The sequence below is a fragment of the Micromonospora sp. KC213 genome (genome assembly GCF_004348325.1).
Taxonomy (GTDB): domain Bacteria; phylum Actinomycetota; class Actinomycetes; order Mycobacteriales; family Micromonosporaceae; genus Micromonospora.
Map to the genome: position 1 here is coordinate 62,921 of NZ_SMKF01000003.1, position 15,144 is coordinate 78,064.

A 15,144-nucleotide genomic window follows, 5' to 3' on the forward strand; every position below is an offset into this window, starting at 1 on the left:
GGCTCAGGAAGATGCTGCGGCACACGGGTCGTAGAAGGCGGTCCGGTACTGCGGGTCCGTCGAGGTCCACCGGAGACCACGAAGAACACCTGCACCTGGACTCGGCGCGTTCCGCCAGCACCGCAGGGCGACACGGCCGTAGTTAATTTCAGCTTGCACCTAACGTGGAGGCCGCCTAGCATATCGAAGTACGTCGAGATGCTACCGGGCTCTCTCCGTCGGGCCGAAGGTTGTCGGATCGACAGAGCCGACGCTCGTCGTGATCAGCTTTTCCACGGTGGCCACGGTCGACACCTCGCAGGACCCCGCTGGTGATGTGCGGCTGAGCCGGAGAAACACGCCTTCATCCCCGTTGTCTCTGCGTGACGGTCGCGTCGAGTCCTGGTCGACCAGTACACCGGATTCAACACCGCTCGGGACACCGTCGACGGTGTGCACCCCAACGACAGCACCGGCATCCGCAAGATCGAAGCAACACAACCTAGCGCATCCGGTGCCGTCAGGCAGGTTCCGTGGGCGCGGGCCCCAGGACACGGATCGCGAGATCGATCGCGGTGGTCAGAGGCTCGATGTCGTGGCCGACGCGTTCCCGCACCCGCAGTCCGAGCACCGTGGTGAACAGCAGCTCAACGGCGTCGTCGATGTCGAGATCGGTGGACAGTTCGCCACGGTCACGGCCCTTGGCCAGCACGGACCGCAGGGCCTGCCGGGTGACCTCGAAGGCAGCCTCGGTCCGCTGGCGGACCTTTTCGTCGGCGGTGCCGAGCTCGGTGGCGGTGTTGACCACGAAGCACCCGCGGCCGGACATGCCGTCGGCCGGGCAGGTGACCAGCCACAGCATCCATTCCCGCAGCACCTCCCGAACGGGACGGTCCGCCGCGTCCAGCCGCTGCCGGGCCTGAGCCGACTCGGTGGCCCGGTAGTGGTCGAGCGCGCGCAGGAACAGCGTGTGCTTGTCCGTGAACGTTCGGTACAGGCTGCTAGGTGTCAGCTTCAGCTCGTCTCCCAGGTCGCGGACCGAGGTGGCGTGGTAACCGCGTCGCCAGAACAGCTCGGTCGCCGACGTGACCGCGTTCTTCTCGTCGAACTGTCGGGGGCGTGCCATGTGTTCACCTTACCCAACTTGTGGAGCGATCGCTCCCATACTAGTGTCGCCAATACGGGAGCGATCGCTCGATGGTGACAGTGCCCAGCATCGTCGCCGCGTTCGCGGCACCGCTCGTTCCGATGCTCGTCGGGGCGATGGACCGGCGCATCCTGCTGCTCGGACTGATGGCACTGATGACCGTCTCCAACCTGGCCTCGGCCCTGGCACCGAACTTCGCCGTCCTGGTGGGCTCCCGGGTGCTGGTCGGTATCGCGATCGGCGGCTTCTGGGCCGTCGCCAGCGGCCTGGCCGTCCGGCTCGTCGCCCCTGCGGACGTGCCGCGAGCCACCGCGGTCATTTTTGGCGGCGTCGGAGCCGCGAACGTGTTCGGCGTCCCGCTCGGCACCCTGGTCGGTGACCTCACCGGCTGGCGCATCGCCTTCTCCTCGCTGGGCGCCCTGGCGCTTGTCACCCTCATCGCCCTGCTGGTGGTGCTGCCGGGACTGGCCGCTTCGCAGGCCATCCGGCCGAAGCTGCTGATGGAGCAGTTCGGCAATCCGGGTGTGCGCGTCGGCATCATCGCGACGGTGCTGATCGTGTTCGGGCACTTCGCCGCCTACACGTTCGTGAGCCCGGCACTGCAGAAGCTGTCGGGGATCGACGAGCGCTACGTCGGTCCGCTGCTGTTCGGGTTCGGCGCGGCCGGCATGATCGGCAACTTCGTCGCCGGCTCGGCACTCTCCCGCCGGATGCACCGGAGCGTGCTCATCATCTCCGTGGCCCTCGCGGTCGCGATGCCGCTCTTCCTGCTGCTGGGCCAAACCGCGGTCGGCGGCGTCATCCTGCTGATCGTCTGGGGTCTGTCCTACGGCGGTGTGTCCGTGGGCCTCCAGACCTGGATGATCAAGGCCGCCCCGAGGGCGGTGGAAGCGGCTTCCTCGCTGTGGGTGGCGGTGTTCAACCTGTCCATCGGCCTCGGCGCGCTGGTCGGCGGCGTCATCGTCGACACGCTCACCCTCCAGGGCGTGCTGTGGCTCGGCGGCGCCTGCGCCCTGCTCGCCGCCCTGACGATCTGGACTGCCCGCACCAACGACGCCCTTCGCTGACGAAGCCCTTCTCAGGGGCCCACCGGGGACGCGCAGCCACAACGGCGCCGACTGGCGTGCCGCCGCCGGTACAGCGGCGGCACGGCAGCCACCTTCGCATTTGCAGGAACGCGGGCGGAAGTCCCGCACGTGTCGACCGCGGTGAGCGAGCCGGGACACCGGTACGCGCGCGTTGACCTGCTTCGGCTAGGCATTGATGGTGCTGGTCTTCTGCACACCACCGCGCGACGGGTGGCCGACGACGGCTGGTTCCACGTCATCCTGGACGGGAAGCCTCGACTGTGACCTGCTGACCGAGACCACGCTCAGCGTCAAAGGAGAGGTCATCGACGCCGGGTATTCCGGAAAGCACCGCGACTTCGGCGCGAACATTCATGCGCGCCTGGTGCAGAGCACGGCTTTCTCATCCGGGACGCTCGAACATGGTGTACTCACCGGCCGACCGCCACAGCTGCAAGCAGGGCAACCCGGGCGCCGATCCCCGGCCCGCCCCCAAACTGGCGGGGAACCACCAGGAGGCGAATCGCGGCGAGGCGAACCTGTCCCGCTGCGATTCGCCTTCACTGGTGGGCAGCGCGGCATCGAGGTGCACGGCGTCGGACCGCGTACCGGACAGTGCGTGCCTGGTGGGCGTGCGCGATGGAACGTGACGAACGACGTCAGCAGCCGAGTCGCTTGGTGGACAGAGCGATGTCGTCGATCCAGAGGTCGAACTCGCCCGGCGTGGTGCCGCCCTGGTAGAGCTGCCAGCCGATCTTCACTGTGTTGACCGCAGGCAGAATGAAGGGAACATCGTTGCCGCCGTGTTCGGTCGTGGAGGCGGTCAGTTCCGGGTTCGCCACGCCGTCGATCCACACTGCCACGCGGTTGTCCGCCGGGTCGAGTTTCCACTCGAAGCACTGCCAGGTGTCCTCGGTGACCGGAGCGGACTCACGCCAGTTGGTCCAGTCGCCGGTCGGTCCACCGTCGGCACCCACACCCCAGAAGATTCCCGGGACCGTGGGCGCGTACTGGCCGCCGACCGGACGGACAACCTCCGAACTGCCGGTGCCGGTCGCCTCCACCAGCGTGAAGTGCGCCCAGTCGGGGGCGGTTGGGAAGGCGTCGACGCGCAGACGCATCCGACCGTAGAAAAGGTTGCCCGGCGCGGCGAAGTCGTCGACGCGCAGGAAGGCGCGGCCATTGTCGACGGTGTGGATGTGCAGCACCTGGTTGCCGTGACGGGCACGCTCGACGGTGAGGGTGCCGTTGCGCGTGTCGACACCCCAGTTCAACGTACTGGGACCGCCACGAGGCAGCCGCTCGAAGTCTTCGCAGAAGAGCATGCCACGGGTGCACGAGCGCTGCGAGGCACCCGACGCACCGGCCGGGACGCTGCCGGCTGCGGTGCCGAGGATCAGAGCGGCGGTGAACACCGCGAGGAAACTGCGCATGGTCATCCTCCATGACGTTTGGTCCCCACCACGCGGGCAGGGGCCAGAAGGAATTCTCCGGGCCATCAGGATCGGTGCTCACCTCGTCGCCGGTGTGCGTGTGTCGACATGGCGCATCGGGCGCCTCCGGCGTGTCAGAGGTCGAACGTCTCGGTTGTCGCGGGAGTACGTTGTGGGGGACACGTACGGCGGGACACCTGCCCGTCGTCGTGGAGATGGCCCGGCCATGCGGCGCGCGTCTGCCGGAGCGGCGCGTTGCCGACCGGCGATGCTTTCGTGCTCACCGTTCCCAGCGCGGTTGCCCGTGCTGCGGTGATGTGAGCCATTCCAGCACACCCTTACCCGTTCCAGCAACATCGACGATCATCTGCGTGTTTAGGTCGTCCATGGTCGCCAAGGTGGCCGGGTAGACGACCTTCGTCGTGCTGTACCGCCGTTGGGTGCTCGAGCGTACGTCTCTCCTGGATCGACCGCCACCGACACATCCGAAGCCCTTATCTACCAGGGTCTGCGGTATTGGACCTCAGCCGCCTGACGACCACGCCCTCGATGTCATCCAGCGGTACGAAGCCCCATAGGCGGGAGTCGACGCTAGCCGGGTGCTCGCCGAGTAGCACGGCCATGCCGGCGGGCACCTGCCGCGAGTGACCGCCAACGGCTGGAGCAACCGATTCCGGGACAGCGTCGCCGGGTAGGGCGGCCAGTCGCTTGACGAGCCACGTGGATGCCAGAGACCCATCTGTGGCGGTCCGGCGCCCACCCTCCTGGTGGTGCGCGACCACGATGTTGCCCACCCGTAGCCGATGTGTTCGCCGAATCAGGAGACGGTCCCCGTGGATGAGGCTGGGAGCCATGCTGTCACCCAGCACATCGATGACCATGAGGCGGCGACGTGTCGCTACGACACCACCCAGAATCGATGCCGTAAGCGCGAGTCCGATCATGGTGGCGAGCGGGAGTGGTGACTTGTCGATCATGCGCCCCCCGGTCATGCATGTCTATGTGCCCGTAAATCAAACCGTTGACGCAGTTGGATGGCAAGGGTACGGTCCAGGAACCTAGCTAGTTGCGTGCGCATCGATTGGCTCGTGACACGCAGGACACGGGGACATGGGGGACGTCGTGGGCGTTGCTGTTGTCGCGGCAATATTGGCGGTATCTGGCGTTCTTGCGATATCCATAGTCAGCAAGGTGCGCACCCGCGCCAGTTTCCACGCGTTCGCCGACGCCGTTACCGGCCTACAGGTGACCGCTCCACGCTGGTCCCGCCCCGTGGCAGTCGCATCGATCGCGGCCGAGACGGTGGTGCTGGTTCTGGTTGTCTGGCCAGGTGGCGCGCCGGCGGGTCTCGGGGCGGCGGTCCTGCTCTTTGGCGCGTTCGCCGTGGTGCTCGCACGGGCCGTTCGGCGGGGTTCCACGACCGGGTGCCACTGCTTCGGGCCGACGAGCGCACCCGTTGCCTGGCGGCACGTCGTGCGCAGCGGGTTCCTCGCAGTCGCCTCGTTCGGCGCGTTTCTCGGCACGTTCGCCTTGCCCACGGTGGCGCTGGCCAGCCTCGACCCGTCGCAAATTCTGTTGTCCATTTTCGCCGCGGGCATGGTGGTCACGGCGTTGGTCTGGCTGGACGATCTGACCTGGCTCCTGCGTGGAGCGGCCCACCCGCGCTGACTTTCCATACAACCGAATACGCACCCTGGTGCACCAGGTTGGCGCACTCAACCCAAGGAGACAATGTGCTATTTCTCTCCGTCGCTGTCGCCATTCTGGCGGTACTCGTCTTCGTCGATCTAGCGTTGAGTGCCGCGATCATCAGGCGGTTGCGTGAAACGGAGACGAAGCTCATCGAGATGACGACGCCACCCGCGTCGGGGCTGCCGCTCGGCAGCGCGATGCCGGAGTTCGTGTCGCCCGACGGCCAGGTTTCCAGCGCCGACATCGCCGGCGGCCCGGTTCTGATCGGTTTCTTCTCGGCGGGTTGCCGACACTGCCCGGCCCAGGCTGAGGCGTTGGCTGAGCGCGCGGAGGAGATCGGGGGCGGGGGTGTGCGGGTGGTCAGCTTCCTCACCGTGGGCGAGAACATGAGCGATGAACTGGCCCCGACGTTGCGGAAGGCCGGTCAGCTCGTCACGGCAGGCGACTCGAGCGCGGTGATGACGACCTTCCAGGTGCAGGGCACCCCGGCGTTCCTGATGTTCGGCGACGAGGGGCGGTTGCTGGCCCGCGGCCACGAGCTGACGGAGGTACTCAGCAGCCAATGAGCCCTTTTCAACCTGAACCCCCGCTGTGCTTGTGCTCCGCATCTGAGCTGTGGCCACGACGGCGCGCAAGAGAGGTTGAAATGCTCCGATGAGGCGGTCGGCATCGTTAATGCGGCGCGCGTTCGGCATCTACTTCGGCGCCGCGCCCTGGGCTGCAGCCGTGAGCATCGTGCTCATGGTGGTGGGTGGCCTGGCCGCGGTAGGTACGGCATGGTTCACCCGGGCGATCATCGACGGCCTCACCGCCAATGACGGATCGACGATCTGGGCTGGTGTCGCCGGCTTCGGCGTCCTGGCCGTCGTGTCACCCGTCGTCCTGCACGTTTCACAGTACGCCCAGCGGGATGCGGAACGCCGCGTGACGATCCGCACGCAACAGGAGTTGTTCGCCGCGGTGTCGGCGCATCCCGGTCTGGCTGAGTTGGAAGACAGCTCTTTCCATGATCGGCTCCGGCTCGCGCACGAGGCGAGCCGCTACGCGCCGACCCAGCTCAACACCATGGTCCTGGCGATCGGGCAGGAGACGATCACCGTGGTGGCGTTCGGCGTCACGCTGGTGCGATGGTCTCCCCTGGCAGGCGCACTGGTCCTGCTGGCCGCTGTGCCCACGCTCATCGCCCAGATCCGTCTGGCCCGGATGCGTGGGGCGATGCTGGAACGCACCGTGCCGATGTTTCGCAGGCAGACCTTCTACGCCTCGCTCCTGCTCGACATGCGCGCCGCGAAGGAGATCAGGCTGTTCGGTCTCGGCGCGTTCTTCCAGGGTCGTCTCCTGCGCGAGCTGCGCGCTGCCCAGGCGCAGGAGCGGCACCAGGACCGTCTGGCGCTGTGGGTCGACAGCGCTCTGGCGACCTTGACCGGCGTCGTGTCGCTGGTCGCGTTGGCTGTCTTCGTCGCGCGGGTGGCGGACGGCCGAGGCACCGTCGGCGACCTGGTACTCGTGCTCGCGGCACTGGCCGCGTTGCAGATGTCCGCGTCGGGACTGGTCCGCCAGATAGCGATGCTCGGCGAGACGTTCATCATGTTCGGTCACTACGTCGACATCACCGCGGTGACCCGCGAGGGGCCGCGGTCCAAGCCGCTGCCCGCCGTGCCGCCGCTGGAGCGCGGCTTGGAGTTCGACGACGTGTGGTTTCGGTACGCTCCCGACCACGAGTGGGTGTTGCGCGGTCTGACGCTGCGGATCCCGCGCGGCTCGTCACTGGCGCTGGTCGGTGACAACGGTGCTGGTAAATCCACGGTCGTCAAGCTGCTCTGTGGGTTTCACGCTCCGACCCGAGGCGTCATCCGTTGGGATGGCGTCGACATCTCCACTGTCGACCCGGCGTCCCTGCGTGCGCGGATCGGGGCGACGTTCCAGGACTTCATGACGTACGAGTTCTCCGCCCATGACAATATCGCCGTCGGTGACATCAGCGCGCTCGACGACCGTGCGCGGGTGCGTGCGGCAGCCGCCACGGCTGGCATGGACTCCGTACTCGGAAACCTTCCCAACGGGTACGACACCATGCTGACGCGCGCGTTCAGCGACGGGGACTCGGCCGGGGTCGGTGTCGTGCTGTCGGGTGGACAGTGGCAGCGGCTGGCGCTCGCCCGAGCCGCGCTGAGGGAAGGCGCTGATGTGCTGATCCTCGACGAGCCGTCGTCGGGGCTCGACGTGGCGACCGAGCATGAGATCAACCGACGGCTGATGGCGTTGCGCCGCACACACACCAGTCTGCTGATCTCTCACCGCCTCAACACCGTCCGGGAGGCCGCCAGCATCGCTGTGCTGTCCGGTGGCCGCATTCTCGAACAGGGCAGTCACGACGAGCTGATGGTGTTGGGAGGGCGCTACGCCGAGTTGTTCCGTCTCCAGGCGTCCGGCTACGACGACGCACTTTCGACGCGGGCGGTGACGTGAACGCTCATACGTTGCTCCGGATGTCACTGCTGGGTCCGCTCGAGGCGACTGTCGGCGGCCAGCCGATGGCCATCGGTGGCTCGGGAAAGCGGGCGCTGCTGGCGACGCTCGCCCTCAACCTGGGTACGGTGGTCGGCGTCAGCCGTCTCGTCCAGGTGATCTGGGACGATCACCCACCGGTGACGGCCACGACGAAGCTGCAGGGCCACGTCTCCGCACTGCGGCAGAGCCTGGTGCGGCTCGGTGGCCCGGAAGCCGTGAACGTGTTGCAGACCCGTCCACCGGGCTACGTGTTGTGCGCTCACCGTACGTCGACCGACCTGGCACGCTTCGACGAGTTGACGCGGCGCGGAGCCGACGTCCGCCTTCCGGAAGGAGCCGAGCAGCGCGTCGCGTCGCTGTCCGCGGCGCTGCGGCTGTGGCGGGGCAGTGCGTGCCTCGACGTCGGGTCCGCCGGGGTGGCGGCCGTGGCGGCATCGCTGGACGAGCGGAGGTGGCGGGCGATGGAGGATCTCGCTGAGGCACAGCTCGTGCTGGGCGACCACAACAGCGTCATCGACGCGATGGAACCCCTCGTACGCCAGTGGCCCTACCGGGAGCGGGCCTGGGAACATCTCATAGAAGCGCACATGAGGCGTGGCGACATCGCGTCCGCGCTGGCCGCTCATGACCAGCTGTGCCACGTCCTGGCTGCCGACCTCGGGGTCGCACCTGGTCAGCGAATCGGCCGGCTCGTCAGCATGATTCGGGCGGGCATCGAGCGTTAGCGCATCGTTAGTCGATCGTAAGCGGTCGATGACATGGTGGCCCTGCCGGTAACCGTCGGACCGACGAAGGAGAAGGACCGGATGGTGATCATCAATAGGCTGGGCGACAAGCTGCTGGCCGCGCTGCTGCCCAAGGCCAAGGCATCCGCGTGCAACATCTGTCAACGCATCCGCGTTGGGTGCGGAGGTCCCTACTGCTACTACTACTACAATAGGGTGGCTGGATCGCAGGTTCGCTGTTACGCCAACACCGCGGATTACTGCGATGCGCCATACGTCAGCAGCTCCCCGGGCTGCTGCTGATCGTCGATCCGCTGCCGCCGGCCGGACACTCGCTGTCCGGCCGGCGGCACCATCGTGGGAGGCACCTATGACCCCGGGCGCGGCCGGATGGTGATGTAGTGCTGGAGATGGCCGTGTCGCAGTGGCGTGTTCGGCTGCGTCGGTCATTGGCCTTGTTGTCGATGATCGCTGTCGCGGTGGCGGGATTTACTCTGCTCACCGGGGCCGCGGTGACCTCCCGTTTGGACACTGTGGGCACCGTGGCCGCCAACTACCGTCCCGTGTACGACCTCCTGGTGCGGCCCAGGAACGCGGTGCTGCCGCTGGAGCAGCAGCGCAATCTGGTCCAGTCGGGTCAGTTGGCGGGGATGCGCGGCGGAATCACCGTTGACCAGTGGCGGCAAATCCAGGCGGTGCGGGGCGTGTCCGTCGCGGCTCCGGTTGCCATGATCGGGTACGTGATGCGGACCGTGCCCGTGACGGTCGATCTGTCGGATCAGCTGGACCCGACCGCGGAGCGGCAGGTACTGCGGGTGCAGCCGACATGGGTGACGGATGCGGGGTTGAGCCAGATCCCGGACGGGCCGGCATACCTGTACGTGACGCGCAACCGGCTGGATGTGGTGCCGAACAGCGAACTGGAAAGCGGCGGTGGGCTGCCGCCGCCAGAGGAGGTCGATGCCGACGGTCAGCGGGTGAAGATATGCCCGGCGGCGTCGTCTGTCGGCGAGGGGGACTGGCTCCAACCGACGGATCTACGAGCCCGTTCGTCGTTGACGTGTGTCGGCCGCGCGGGATCGAAGGATCGGGAGGGGAAGGCGATGCGCCCGGTCGTCACGCTGGTGTGGACGGTCCCGTTCCTGATGGCCGCGGTCGACCCGGACTCCGAGGCGGCGTTGGCGGGCCTGGACCGAGCGGTCACCACCGGCCGGTACTTCACCTCCGCCGAGAAGCCGACGTCGCATCGCCTGGACGGAATGCGGTATCCCTACTCCAAGCTGCCGATTCTGATCGCGGACCGGCCCCAGATCGAAGGGGCGCTCAGGATCGACGTGCAGCGGCTGAACCCGGGCGCGACGCAACTGGTTCGCTCCGGCTCGGACGACCAGCGTCTACGCGCGGCCCTGGGCAACGAGTCCGGCACGCCGGTCGCACAAAGAACCATGTCGATCGACGAACCCTACCGGACCATGGTCGACCGGATGCTGCGCCCCGGACAATTGGCCATCGAATACGACGTGGCGACGGCCAACACCATGTGGCTGCACTCGTTCTGGACCGTCGGACCGGCGAATACGGTGCAGGCCGAGGACGGCCTCAGTGCCCAACCGGCGCCGTACGACTTGAAGATCTGGGGCAAGGGTGCCGACGACGGCGGGTCCTCGCGTCACGTTCCGATGGAGTTCGCCGACACCGGCGTGCGTGGTGGCGTCGCCATCCATCGCAACACGGCCCGGGGGTACGACCCCCAGGCCGGGGGCGTCAACATGCCCGATACCGCGATGGGCGCGGTGGGCACCTTCGACCCGGCCAAGATCTCGCTGGGCAGCGCGTTGTCGGCGGTGCCCATGGACACGTACTTCAACCCGGGCGCCGATGGCGCGGACGAGGCGTCACGGCAGGCGTTGGGCGGCGAGCGACTGGTCCCGAACGCGAACGTCACCGGCCTGCTGAGCCAACCACCGCTGATGCTCACCACCATGGCGGCCCTGCCGGCCATCTTCGACCCCGGTGCCTACAGCACCGAACCCGCCTACCCCGAATACCAGCTCAACACCGCCGCGCCGATCAGCGTGGTACGGGTCCGGCTGGCCGGAGAGGTAGGCATCGACCCGGTCTCCCGCGAGCGGGTACGGGTCATCGCGGAGGAGATCGCGCGACGCACCGGACTGCAGGTCGACATCACGCTGGGATCCTCGCCCACCGCGATGACGGTGCACTACCCAGCGGGCAACTACGGACGGCCGGACCTCGCCGTGGCCGAACCATGGGTGCAAAAGGGCGTCGCGGCCGTGCTGGTCCACGCGGCCGACCGCAAGAGCGTGCTGCTGTCCGTACTGGTACTCGCGGTGTGCGCGCTGGCGGTACTCAACGCCAACACCGCCGCCATCCGCGCCAGACGCACCGAGTACGGCATCCTCGCCTGCCTCGGATGGAACCGGCGACACCTCCTCCAACTGATGTTCACCGAGATCGCCGGCATCGGCCTCGTCGCCGGCCTCGTGGGCACCGCGCTCGCGCTCGGGTTCGCCTTCGCCTTCGGGCTGGACATCCCGTGGAGTCACACACTGCTCGCCATTCCCGCGGCGGTGGCACTCGCCCTGCTCGCCGGTGGCTGGCCGGCCTGGCGGGCCGCCCGGCCTGATCCCGGTGAGGTCATCCGTCCCGCCGTGCTGGGTGTCGCCGTACGCCGGCAGACCCCGCGCCGGCTGTCGACCCTCGCCCTGGCGAACCTTGCCCGCACACCCGGTCGTACCGCGCTCGGCGCGATGAGTCTGATGATCGGGGTCGCCGCGCTGACCATGTTGCTGGCGATCACGTTCGCTTTCCGCGGCACGGTCACCGGCACCCTGCTCGGCGATGCCGTCACCCTCCAGGCCCGCACCGTCGACTACGTCGCCGTCGCGGTCACCATCGTGCTGGGCATCGTCTCCGTCGCTGATGTGCTCTATCTCAACATCTCCGAGCGCGCCGCCGAGTTCGCGCTGTTCGGCGCCGTCGGCTGGACCGGTGCCATGCTGAACCGGCTGGTCGTCATCGAGGCCATCGGCATGGGGGTGATCGGCGGCACGCTCGGCGCCGCTGCCGGCCTCGGCGCGGCAGCGGCCTTCGCCGGGGGCATCACCGCTCCGATCGTCTGGTGTTCCGTGGCCGCTCTGGCGTCCGGCGTTGCCGTCACCGCCCTGTCGGTGGTGGTGCCGATCGCGATGCTCCGCCGACTGCCCACTGCCCAACTGCTCGCCGAGGGATGAGCGGCAAAGGAGTAGATCCGATGCAACGGACGTCAGCTAAGGCGCTGACCGAGGTCAGCGTGCCGCTGGTGTGTCTCACGGATGTGCGGAAGACTTTCCCGCTGCCCGGCGGCGCACCGCTGGTGGCGGTCAACGATGTCAGTCTCTCGGTCGCCGCCGGCACCGCGGTCGCGTTGACCGGGCCGAGCGGCTCCGGCAAGTCCACGCTGCTGCACCTGATCGGTGCCGTCGAACGGAGCGACGGGGGCACCATCGACGTCGACGGGCAACGGGTGACTGGCTTGTCCGGCTCAGCGTTGGCCGCGTACCGGCGACGGATCGGCTTCGTGTTCCAACGGTTCCACCTGCTGCCCACGCTCACCGCTCTGGACAACGTCATGGCACCACTGATTCCGTTCCGCACCGTTTTCGACAAGGCCGCCCGGGCACGTGAGCTGCTGGCGATGGTCGGGCTCGCTGATCGGTCCGCCGCCCTGCCGTCGCGGCTCTCCGGTGGGCAGCAACAGCGGGTGGCCATCGCCCGCGCGCTCATCAACCGACCTGCCGTGTTGCTGGCCGACGAACCCACCGGCAATCTCGACAGTCAGACCGGCACCGCCATCGTCGACCTGCTGCTGCGTCTGCGCGACGAGCACGCTACGACCCTCATCATGGCCACCCATGACACCGGCATCGCCGCACGCTGCGACCGGGTTGTCCAGATGCGGGACGGATGCCTCACCAGCCTGGACGGATGAGATCCCCGGGAAGCAACTGGGCCGGTCGATGATTCGACCGGCCGATCGGCTGCGATGAGCCCTGATGGCTGTGCGCCAGCCAGCAACGGAGCCGCAGCAGGGTGGTGCGAGGACGTCAGCGATCGGGGAAGAACGTGGCGCCCTGCACGTATTCCATCGCCTTGACGAACTTGGGGTCGTGGAGCCGCTGATTCAACTCCTCCTCGGTAGGTTCCGCCACGCGCTGGTGGATCCACCACAGGTGGCCGAACGGGTCGCGGAACCGGCTGACCCGGTCGCCCCAGAACATCTCGGTCGGCGCGGTGACGACGCTCGCACCACGTTCGACGGCCCGGCGCAGTACCTCGGCGTCGTCGGCGACGTACAGACGCAGGAAGGCCGGTGTCCGTGGCCAGTGCGGCCTGTCGAACATCATCACGACCGAATCCCCGATGCGGACCTCGGCATGGCCGATCACCCCACCAACGTCCACCCGAGCCAGCTCGGTGGCGTCGAAGACACCCACAACGAAGTCGATCAACTGAGCCGTACTGCCCGCAGAGATTATCCACGGGGTCACGGTGTGGTAGCCGTCGGGCACAGCCTTCATCGCTCATCTCCTCGGTCCGGTGCACGTCCGCGCACCACCAGAGACCACGTTAGAGCTGATATAGGTCTGTCATGGTCCTACATCACCAGGCACTATGAGCAGGTGAACGACACCTCCGGCCGCTTGCTGCGACTGCTGTCCCTGCTCCAGACACCACGGGAATGGCCGGGCAGTGAACTCGCCGATCGGCTCCAGGTCACTGCACGCACCGTGCGCCGCGACGTCGATCGGCTGCGTGAGCTCGGGTATCCGGTCCAAGCCACCATGGGTGCCCACGGCGGGTACCGGCTCACGGCGGGCAAAGCGATGCCGCCGCTGCTGCTGGACGATGAGGAGGCCGTGGCCATCGCCGTCGGCCTGCGCGCGGCGGCGCGGCAGCCGGTCGCCGGCATCGCCGAGGCGTCGCTGCGCGCTCTGGCCAAGCTGCAGCAGGTACTGCCGCCACGGCTGGGCCGCCGCGTCAGCACCCTCACCGCGGCCACACCACCCACGCCAGCGGCGGCCTCGCTGGTCGACGCCACGCAGCTGACCGTCCTCGCCGCCGCGGCCTCGGCCAACGAACGGGTCCGGTTCAACTACCGCAACCACCACGGGGTCGCCACGGGGCGGATCGTCGAACCACACCGGCTCGTCGTGGTCGGCCGCCGCTGGTACCTGCTCGCCTACGACAACGAACGCGCCGACTGGCGGACCTTCCGCATCGACCGCATCGAAAAAGCGCAGAGCACCGGAACAAGGGTACCGCCGCGCCAACCACCAGCCGACGCGGCAGCATTCGTCACCACCCGACTCTACGACCTGGCACCGGTCTTCCGGGCGGTGGCGACCCTCGCCCTGCCGGCATCGCAGGCAGCCACCCGACTGGGCGACTACGCCGGCGAACTGCAGCCCCTCGACGACGGAACCTGTCGGTGGCACAGCGTCGAGGACACGATCGACTGGCTCGCCGTCCGCCTGACCCTGCTCGGCTGCGACTTCACCGTCCACCAACCAGTCGAACTGATCGACCACATGCGCCAGCTAGGCACCCGGATCACCCGCGCCGTGACCCCCGACACCTGAGATGGCCAGCCGGATCGCACCAAACTGGCCGGTACCGTGCCGAGACCGGCAGCGGCTCACCGGAACGTCCGCCAAACCACGCCAACGAAACGCAGAGCATCACGACCCGCACAACAACCGCAGAGAAGGCAGTATGAAGCGTCGGTCGGCAGCAGCGGATGTCGGACCGCCCGCCACGGCGTCCTGTCGCCGTGCGTCCATCCGGTGGAGAACGTGTACTGGCTCCACTCGGTCTGGCCGAAGCCACCGCCGGAGCTGTTCAGGCCCAGGCCGTAGGTGGCGACCTTGGTCTTGTCGAAGCCGGGCTCGTCGCCGCGCTTGCCGTTCTTGTCCACCGTGAGGCGGGGGATCAACTTCTCGTAGGTGCCGCCGTCGGTCGGGTTCCAGGTGAGGTTCTGCAGATCCTCGGTCTTGACGCCGGCTTCCTCCACCTTCTTCGTGTTGTAGAAGAGCGCGACGGTGTCGAAGTCCGACCTCCTTCAGCCTCAACGGCACCGCCTGCACCGGCGGCGTCGACCCGATCTCGTCACCGTCGGTCAGCCCATCGGTGTCAACCCCGCCCTCCACCCGCCGCCCACGACCCCGCCGGTCTCTCCGTCGCCGGAAACGGTACGTGCAACGTAACGCCGGTGGACCCGCAGGCGACGACGGCGGCCCGTAAGCTGTTGTGTTACCTGTACAGCCAGTACGGCAACCACATCCTGTCCGGGCAGCAGGAGTCGACCTGGATCGACGGGCCGGATCACGAGATCAACTATATCTACCGTCATACCGGGAAGTACCCGGCGATTCGTAGCCTGGACATGGGTGACTCGCCGACCTTCGGTAGCCGTGTGGCGGCGTGGTGGCGTTCGGGTGGTATCCCGATGGTCGGGTATCACATGGGATCGCCGGCGCAGGATTCCGATGGCTACGCCGGTTCGCCGATGAACGCGGACATCAATGCCG

Annotated in this window: 14 protein-coding genes; 8 read left to right on the top strand and 6 right to left on the bottom strand. The window is 67.7% G+C overall.

What is annotated here, in order from left to right; all coding sequences use genetic code 11:
• Positions 1–499: 499 nt before the first annotated feature.
• On the bottom strand, positions 500–1,105 hold the full coding sequence (locus E1166_RS01600) for a TetR/AcrR family transcriptional regulator (protein ID WP_132335096.1): 606 nt from the start codon (positions 1,103–1,105) through the stop codon (positions 500–502).
• 71 nt (positions 1,106–1,176) lie between these two features.
• On the opposite strand from E1166_RS01600, the gene E1166_RS01605 reads away from it, so the two are divergent.
• Positions 1,177–2,193 carry an MFS transporter gene (locus E1166_RS01605; RefSeq protein ID WP_132335098.1) on the top strand — a complete coding sequence of 339 codons (1,017 nt, stop codon included), beginning with the start codon at positions 1,177–1,179 and terminating at the stop codon, positions 2,191–2,193.
• A 186-nt stretch (positions 2,194–2,379) separates the two neighbouring features.
• On the opposite strand, the gene E1166_RS31360 is transcribed toward E1166_RS01605, so the two are convergent.
• The 3 genes from E1166_RS31360 to E1166_RS01620 form a co-directional block, all read right to left on the bottom strand.
• Positions 2,380–2,520, bottom strand: coding sequence for a hypothetical protein (locus E1166_RS31360; protein ID WP_207913906.1), 141 nt, complete (start codon positions 2,518–2,520; stop codon positions 2,380–2,382).
• A gap of 332 nt (positions 2,521–2,852) precedes the next feature.
• Entirely contained in the window at positions 2,853–3,626 is a 774-nt protein-coding gene (locus E1166_RS01615) for a hypothetical protein (protein ID WP_132335100.1), read from the bottom strand.
• Positions 3,627–4,120: 494 nt separating this feature from the next.
• Positions 4,121–4,618, bottom strand: a complete 498-nt coding sequence (locus E1166_RS01620; protein ID WP_132335102.1) for a S26 family signal peptidase — start codon at positions 4,616–4,618, stop codon at positions 4,121–4,123.
• Between the two features lie 118 nt (positions 4,619–4,736).
• On the opposite strand from E1166_RS01620, the gene E1166_RS01625 reads away from it, so the two are divergent.
• The 6 genes from E1166_RS01625 (at position 4,737) to E1166_RS01650 (ending at position 12,545) form a co-directional block, all read left to right on the top strand.
• Entirely contained in the window at positions 4,737–5,294 is a 558-nt protein-coding gene (locus tag E1166_RS01625) for a MauE/DoxX family redox-associated membrane protein (protein ID WP_132335104.1), read from the top strand.
• 38 nt (positions 5,295–5,332) lie between these two features.
• Positions 5,333–5,884: a redoxin domain-containing protein gene (locus tag E1166_RS01630; protein WP_132335106.1), complete on the top strand. Its 552-nt coding sequence runs from the start codon at positions 5,333–5,335 to the stop codon at positions 5,882–5,884.
• Positions 5,885–6,044: 160 nt separating this feature from the next.
• On the top strand, positions 6,045–7,787 hold the full coding sequence (locus tag E1166_RS01635; protein ID WP_165944207.1) for an ABC transporter ATP-binding protein: 1,743 nt from the start codon (positions 6,045–6,047) through the stop codon (positions 7,785–7,787).
• A gap of 20 nt (positions 7,788–7,807) precedes the next feature.
• On the top strand, positions 7,808–8,554 hold the full coding sequence (locus tag E1166_RS01640; RefSeq protein ID WP_132335110.1) for a BTAD domain-containing putative transcriptional regulator: 747 nt from the start codon (positions 7,808–7,810) through the stop codon (positions 8,552–8,554).
• Positions 8,555–9,018: 464 nt separating this feature from the next.
• On the top strand, positions 9,019–11,808 hold the full coding sequence (locus E1166_RS01645; RefSeq protein WP_165944208.1) for an ABC transporter permease: 2,790 nt from the start codon (positions 9,019–9,021) through the stop codon (positions 11,806–11,808).
• A 20-nt stretch (positions 11,809–11,828) separates the two neighbouring features.
• Positions 11,829–12,545, top strand: a complete 717-nt coding sequence (locus E1166_RS01650; RefSeq protein ID WP_132335114.1) for an ABC transporter ATP-binding protein — start codon at positions 11,829–11,831, stop codon at positions 12,543–12,545.
• Positions 12,546–12,660: 115 nt separating this feature from the next.
• Here the strand turns inward: E1166_RS01650 and E1166_RS01655 are convergent, their stop codons facing one another.
• Positions 12,661–13,134 (bottom strand): VOC family protein, encoded by a 474-nt coding sequence (locus E1166_RS01655; protein WP_132335116.1) that lies wholly within the window; start codon positions 13,132–13,134, stop codon positions 12,661–12,663.
• Between the two features lie 102 nt (positions 13,135–13,236).
• On the opposite strand from E1166_RS01655, the gene E1166_RS01660 reads away from it, so the two are divergent.
• Complete coding sequence (locus E1166_RS01660; RefSeq protein ID WP_132335118.1) at positions 13,237–14,196, top strand: YafY family protein; 960 nt, start codon at positions 13,237–13,239, stop codon at positions 14,194–14,196.
• Positions 14,197–14,252: 56 nt separating this feature from the next.
• On the opposite strand, the gene E1166_RS01665 is transcribed toward E1166_RS01660, so the two are convergent.
• Positions 14,253–14,627, bottom strand: coding sequence for a hypothetical protein (locus E1166_RS01665; RefSeq protein ID WP_207913909.1), 375 nt, complete (start codon positions 14,625–14,627; stop codon positions 14,253–14,255).
• Positions 14,628–15,144: the final 517 nt, after the last annotated feature.

Coding starts and splice junctions, on each gene's coding strand:
- E1166_RS01600 (WP_132335096.1), bottom strand. CDS start 1,105: ATGGCACGCCCCCGACAGTTCGACGAGAAGAACGCGGTCACGTCGGCG.
- E1166_RS01605 (WP_132335098.1), top strand. CDS start 1,177: ATGGTGACAGTGCCCAGCATCGTCGCCGCGTTCGCGGCACCGCTCGTT.
- E1166_RS31360 (WP_207913906.1), bottom strand. CDS start 2,520: ATGACCTCTCCTTTGACGCTGAGCGTGGTCTCGGTCAGCAGGTCACAG.
- E1166_RS01615 (WP_132335100.1), bottom strand. CDS start 3,626: ATGCGCAGTTTCCTCGCGGTGTTCACCGCCGCTCTGATCCTCGGCACC.
- E1166_RS01620 (WP_132335102.1), bottom strand. CDS start 4,618: ATGACCGGGGGGCGCATGATCGACAAGTCACCACTCCCGCTCGCCACC.
- E1166_RS01625 (WP_132335104.1), top strand. CDS start 4,737: ATGGGGGACGTCGTGGGCGTTGCTGTTGTCGCGGCAATATTGGCGGTA.
- E1166_RS01640 (WP_132335110.1), top strand. CDS start 7,808: ATGTCACTGCTGGGTCCGCTCGAGGCGACTGTCGGCGGCCAGCCGATG.
- E1166_RS01645 (WP_165944208.1), top strand. CDS start 9,019: ATGATCGCTGTCGCGGTGGCGGGATTTACTCTGCTCACCGGGGCCGCG.
- E1166_RS01650 (WP_132335114.1), top strand. CDS start 11,829: ATGCAACGGACGTCAGCTAAGGCGCTGACCGAGGTCAGCGTGCCGCTG.
- E1166_RS01655 (WP_132335116.1), bottom strand. CDS start 13,134: ATGAAGGCTGTGCCCGACGGCTACCACACCGTGACCCCGTGGATAATC.